Raw genomic sequence first — 6,132 nt, 5'->3', positions numbered from 1 at the left:
GACGGACCATTCGGCGCGGTCAAACCATTCGACGCACCATCCTGATTCACCGCCGAACCAGCAATCACCGCAAGCACATCATGACCATTGCGACGGGCATCGGACAACCGCTCCAACACCAGCACACCGGCGCCCTCGGACCAGGCGACGCCATCGGCGGTGTCGGAGAACGACTTACACCGGCCGTCCGGCGACAGCCCCCGCTGCCGGCTGAACTCCACAAAGGTCTCCGGAGTCGCCATCACGGTCACGCCACCGGCCAAGGCCAGATCGCACTCACCCGACCGCAGCGACTGTGCCGCCAAATGCATTGTCACCAGAGACGACGAACACGCCGTGTCCACCGTGACCGACGGCCCCTCCAGCCCGAACACATACGAGATCCGGCCGGACGCAATGGATCCCGCGTTAGCGTTGGCCGGATAGTCGTGATACATCATGCCGGCGAAGACACCGGTCGCACTGCCGCGCAGCAGCGCGGGGTCGACACCGGCCCGCTCGAACGCCTCCCACGAAGTCTCCAACAGCAGAAACTGCTGCGGATCCATCAGCGCGGCCTCATTCGGACTGATATTGAAGAACGCCGGATCGAACTCACCTGCGGCATGCAGGAATCCGCCCGAACGCGTGTACGTGGTGTGCGGTGTTTCCCCGGTCGGGTCGTACAGCCGCTCGGTATCCCAGCCGCGGTTCACCGGGAACTCCGACGTCGCGTCGGCCCCGGTCACCACCAGCTGCCACAGCTCCTCGGGCGATCGGACCCCGCCCGGGTACCGGCACGCCATGCCGACGATGGCGATCGGTTCGCCGTCGAAGGCTTTCGCGGCGGTGACCGCCACGTTGTGCCCGGTACCGGTGAGCTCGTCGGTCAGGTGTGCGGCCAGCGCCTGCGGTGTGGGGTAGTCGAAGACGACCGCGGCCGGCAACGACAGGCCGGTGGCGGTCTTGAGCCGGTTACGCAGCTCGACCGCACCCAGGGAATCGAAACCCAGGTCCTGGAAGGCACGATCGGGATCGATCGCGGACGCACTGTCGTGGCCGAGAACCGCCGCGATGTGGGTGCGGACGGTATCGAGCACCGCCTGCCGCTGCCGACCGGCGTCCAGACCCGAAAGCCGTTGCCGCAGAGTCGACCCCACCGTCGCGAGCGCCGCGGAGCGCCGCACCGCCGGCGCCAGTGCGCGCAGCAGCGGGGGCAGCAGTCCGGCCTCGGCCTTGGCGCGGATCGTGGCGGTGTCGACCGTGGCGATCACCGCGTGCGCCGTGCCGCGTTCGAGCACCGCATCCCACCCGGCCAACGCCGGCTCGTCCGGCATCGCGGTGAATCCGGCCCGGCTCATCCGAGCCAGGTCGGCTGCACCCAGCTGCCCGGTCATACCGCCCGAGCGCGCCCACGGACCCCACGCCAGCGACTGGCCGGCCAGTCCGCGGGCTCGCCGGTGGGTCACCAGCCCGTCCAGGAAAGCGTTCGCGGCCGCGTAGTTGCCCTGCCCAGGACCGCCCACGGTGCCCGATATCGACGAAAACACTACGAACGCGGCAAGATCCAGGTCCGCGGTCGCCTGGTGCAGATGCCATGCGGCATCCACCTTCGGTGCCAGCACCGCATCCACTCGCTGGGCGGTCAACGAGGCGATCACCCCGTCGTCGAGCACACCCGCGGCATGGATCACACCGGTCAACGGCCACTGTGCGGGGATGTCGGCCAGCAGCCCGGCCACCGCGTCGGCGTCGGTGACATCACACGCCACCACCCGCACCTGCGCACCCAATTGCTCCAGCTCGGCGCACAACGCCGCGATGCCCTCGACCCGAGGACCACGGCGACTCACCAGCAGCAACGACCGTACGCCGTGCTCGGCCACCACGTGCCGGGCCGCCACCGCACCCAAACCACCTGTGCCACCGGTGATCAGCACCGTTCCGGCACCGAAGGCGTCGGCGGCGGCCGATGGAGCGACGGGCGCAGGCCGGGTGAGCCGCGCGGTGTGGGGGATGCCGTCACGGAGGACTACCTGAGGTTCGCCCACGGCCACGACAGTGGCCGCGACGGACCGGTCGACCCCGGTGTCGGTGTCCACCAGGATGATTCGTCCGGGATCCTCGGTCTGTGCGGTCCGTACCAAGCCCCACACCGCGGCACCGGCGAGATCGGTGAGGTCCTCGCCGGCCACTGCGACCGCACCACGGGTGGCGACCAGCAATGTGCTCGCGGCGAACCGGTCCTCGGACAGCCACACCTGTACCACCTCGAGGACGCGTGCGACCTCGGCATGGGTAGCGCTCACCATGTCGGTGCCGGAGGCTTCGCTCCACCCGGACCCGACCTCGACCACCACGACCGGCGGCACCGCCGCGTCCGGTTCCAGCCGGTCCCACCGGACCGAACCCGAATCCACTGCGGGCGAATCCGATTCGACCGGCGACCACACCACTTCCAGCAACGGATCCGCTGGGCCGCCCGCACCCGCGGCGAGCTGCTCCAGTCGCATGGGCCGGGGCGTCACCGATCCGGACAATACCGGCTGCCCCTGCTCGTCCGCCGCCCACAGCGACACCGACGATCCGGTGGTGGTCAACCGAACACGCAGCACGGATGCCTCGGCCGCGTGCAGCGCGATCGACCCCCACGAGAAGGGCAGCACGACTTGCCCGGCCGCCACTGTGAACGGTGAATCCGGCTGTCCCGCAGCAGTATCGAGGACGCCGGCCAGCAGTCCGGCCTGCAGTGCCCCGTCCAGTAGTGCCGGATGAATCCCGAATCCTTCGGCGCGCGCACCACTATCGGCGTCGATGGCGATTTCGGCGAATACCTCGGCACCACGTCGCCACAACGCCCGCACACTCTGGAAGGCCGGACCGTACTCGTAGCCCCGCGCCGACAGCGCCGCGTACGCGGACGCGACATCGAGATCGGTCGCCGCGGCCGGCGGCCAGGTCTGCGATGCGGGCGCGGCCGTGTCGTCCAGGGTGGTCAGCTGCCCCCGCGCGTTCAGGACCCACTGACCGTCCGGATCATGCTCACCGCGCGAGTAGATCGAAATCGGCCGCTGCGTGAACTCCGGCCCCGGCCCGCCGACGACAACCTGGATCCGCACACCGCCCGAGGCGGGCAGCAGCAGCGGCGCCTGCAGTGTCAGGTCGTCGATTACCGGGTATCCGGCTTCGGCACCGGCGCGCAAGGCCAGCTCGACGAAGCCGGTCCCCGGCAGCAGGACCGACCCGGCGACCGCGTGGTCGGCCAGCCACGGCTGCGTCGCCACCGACAACCGGCCGGTCAGCAGCACGTCGCCGGACTTCGCTTCCGACACGACCGCACCCAGCAGCGGATGCCCCATCGCGCCGAGACCCACCGATTCGACACCGGCGGCACCGAGCGCGGGTTCGAGCCAGAAGCGCCGGCGGTCGAAGGCATATGTGGGCAGTTCCACCGGCGCCGGGTTCGGGTCCGCGAGTACCGCGTTCCAGCGCACCGGCACCGCCCGCACAGACAACCGCGCCACCGCGGCGAGGATCTCGGCGGGTTCCGCACGCTCGGGATGCAGCACGGCCACCGCGGTCGCCGCCTCGGGCAGGCACTCGGCTGTCATCGCCGACAGCACCGAGTCGGGACCCACTTCCACAAAGGTGTCCACACCGTCGGCCCAGGCCGCGGCCGCGGCGTCGGCGAACCGCACCGGCCGCCGCACCTGATCGACCCAGTACTGCGGCGAGCACCACAGGCCGGGATCCGCCACCGCCCCGGTGACGGTCGAGATCACCGGAATCCGGGGCGGATCGAAGCGCAGTGTCGCGACCACCTCGGCGAACCGCGCCAGCATCGGTTCCATCAACGAGGAATGGAAGGCATGGCTGACCCGCAACCGTTTGACGCGTCGCCCGCGCTCGCGCAGCTGCTCGGCGAGAACGTCCACGACCTCCGCACGACCGGAGATCACCACTGCCGCAGGGCCGTTGACCGCGGCCACGTCCACCCCGTCGACGCTGTCCAGCAGGGCGGTGATCTCCTGCTCACCGGCCTGCACCGCGAGCATCGCTGCGCCGGTGGGCAATTCCTGCATCAACCGGCCCCGCGCCGCGACCAACGTGCACGCATCGGCCAGGCTCAGCACGCCGGCGACATGCGCGGCGGCGATCTCACCGATCGAATGCCCGAACACCACATCCGCGGTGACACCCCATGATTCGAGCAGGCGATACAGCGCCACCTCGACCGCGAACAGCGCCGGCTGCGTCAACCGGGTCTGCTCCAATTCGGTTCCGGAGCTGATCGCATCGCGCAAGGAGAGCCCGAGCAGCGGATCCAGCTGCGCGCAGACCTGGTCGAAAGCCTCGGCGAACACCGGGAACCGGCCATACAGCTGCTGACCCATGCCCGCCCGCTGGGAGCCCTGCCCGGCGAACATCACACCGACCCGTGACGCCGCGCCGGAACCGACGGCGACATCGGGACCCGGTTCGCCGGCCGCCACCGTGGCCAGTCGGCGCAGCAGCTCGGTCCGGTCGGCACCAACGACCACGGCCCGATGCGCGAACAGCGTGCGAGTCGAGATCAGCGAATGCGCCACCTCGGACACCGATACCGCGGGATCGGCGGCCACGAACTCGTGCAACCGCGCGGCCTGGGCGCGCAGCGATGCCTCCGACTTCGCCGACACCACCCACGGAACCGCGACCGCGACAGTGCTTCCCGAGCTGCCGGGGTCGGTGCCCGGCTCGGATTCGGCCGATTCGCCCGCGGATACGTGTTCGAGGACGACGTGCGCGTTGGTGCCGCTGATGCCGAAGGAGGACACCGCGGCCCGGCGGGGCCGGTCCGCTGCCTCGGGCCAATCCCGCTTCCGGGTCAGCAGTTCGATCGCGCCGGTGGACCAGTCCACCCGCGGGGTGGGCTCGTCGACATGCAGCGTCGGCGGCATCACCCCGTGCCGCATCGCCATGATCATCTTGATCATGCCGCCGACCCCCGCCGCGGCCACCGAGTGACCGATATTGGATTTCAGCGACCCGAGCCACAATGGCCGCTCCGGATCACGGTCTTGGCCGTAGGTGGCGAGCAGGGCGTGTGCTTCGATCGGATCCCCCAGCACCGTGCCGGTGCCGTGCGCCTCCACCACATCCACGTCGTCGGTCGAGAGCCGCCCGTTGGCCAGCGCGGCGCGGATCACCCGCTGCTGCGAGGGACCGTTCGGCACGGTCAAGCCGTTGGACGCACCGTCCTGATTGATCGCCGTTCCGCGGATCACCGCCCACACGCGATGCCCGAGTCGCTGCGCGTCGGACAGCCGCTCCAGCACCAGCATGCCCGCGCCTTCGGACCAGCCCGTGCCGTCCGCCGACGCCGCGAACGACTTGCACCGGCCATCGGCCGCCAGCCCCCGCTGCCGGGAGAACTCCACGAACATCCCCGGCGAGCCCATGACCGTCACGCCGCCGGCCAACGCCATCGCGCACTCCCCCGAGCGCAGCGACTGGGCCGCCAGATGCACCGCCACCAGCGACGACGAGCACGCGGTGTCCACCGACACCGCCGGACCCTCCAGTCCCAGCGTGTACGCCACCCGGCCCGACACCACGCTGCCGGTCGTACCGGTCAGCAGGTAGCCCCGCAGATCCACCGGACCCGCGTGCAGCAGATCGGCGTACTCCCCGTTCGACGCACCGGCGAAGACACCGGTATCGGATCCCCGCAACGTCGACGGGTCGATGCCGGCTCGTTCCAGGGCTTCCCAGGAAGTCTCCAACAGGATCCGCTGCTGCGGGTCCATCGCCAGTGCCTCGCGCGGGCTGATCCCGAAGAACTCCGCGTCGAATTCCGCTGCGTCATAGAGGAACCCGCCCGAGCGCGTGTACGACTTCCCGCGCGCCTGCGGGTCCGGGTCGTAGAGCCCGTCCACATCCCAACCGCGGTCGGCAGGGAACTCACCGATCGCGTCGACGCCCTCCGATACCAGATTCCACAGATCCTCCGGAGAGGCCACCCCACCCGGGTAACGACACGCCACACCCACAACCGCGATGGGCTCGAATTTCTGATCCTCGACTTCCCGCAGCCGCCTGCGTGTTTGGCGCAGATCGACCGTCAGGCGCTTCAGGTATTCAAGGTGCTTGTTGTCGTCGACCATCTAAGTT

At 69.9% G+C, this 6,132-nt stretch carries 1 protein-coding gene; it reads right to left on the bottom strand.

Annotated features, from left to right (window positions below; genetic code table 11):
• Positions 1-6,125: type I polyketide synthase (locus AB0L58_RS36380; protein WP_364394527.1), on the bottom strand; the 6,125-nt coding region annotated here is incomplete at its 3' end.
• Between the last annotated feature and the right edge of the window lie 7 nt (positions 6,126-6,132).

The organism is Nocardia sp. NPDC052112, from assembly GCF_040680135.1.
In the GTDB taxonomy this organism is placed as follows: domain Bacteria; phylum Actinomycetota; class Actinomycetes; order Mycobacteriales; family Mycobacteriaceae; genus Nocardia.
This window is presented reverse-complemented; position numbering and strand designations above follow the sequence as displayed.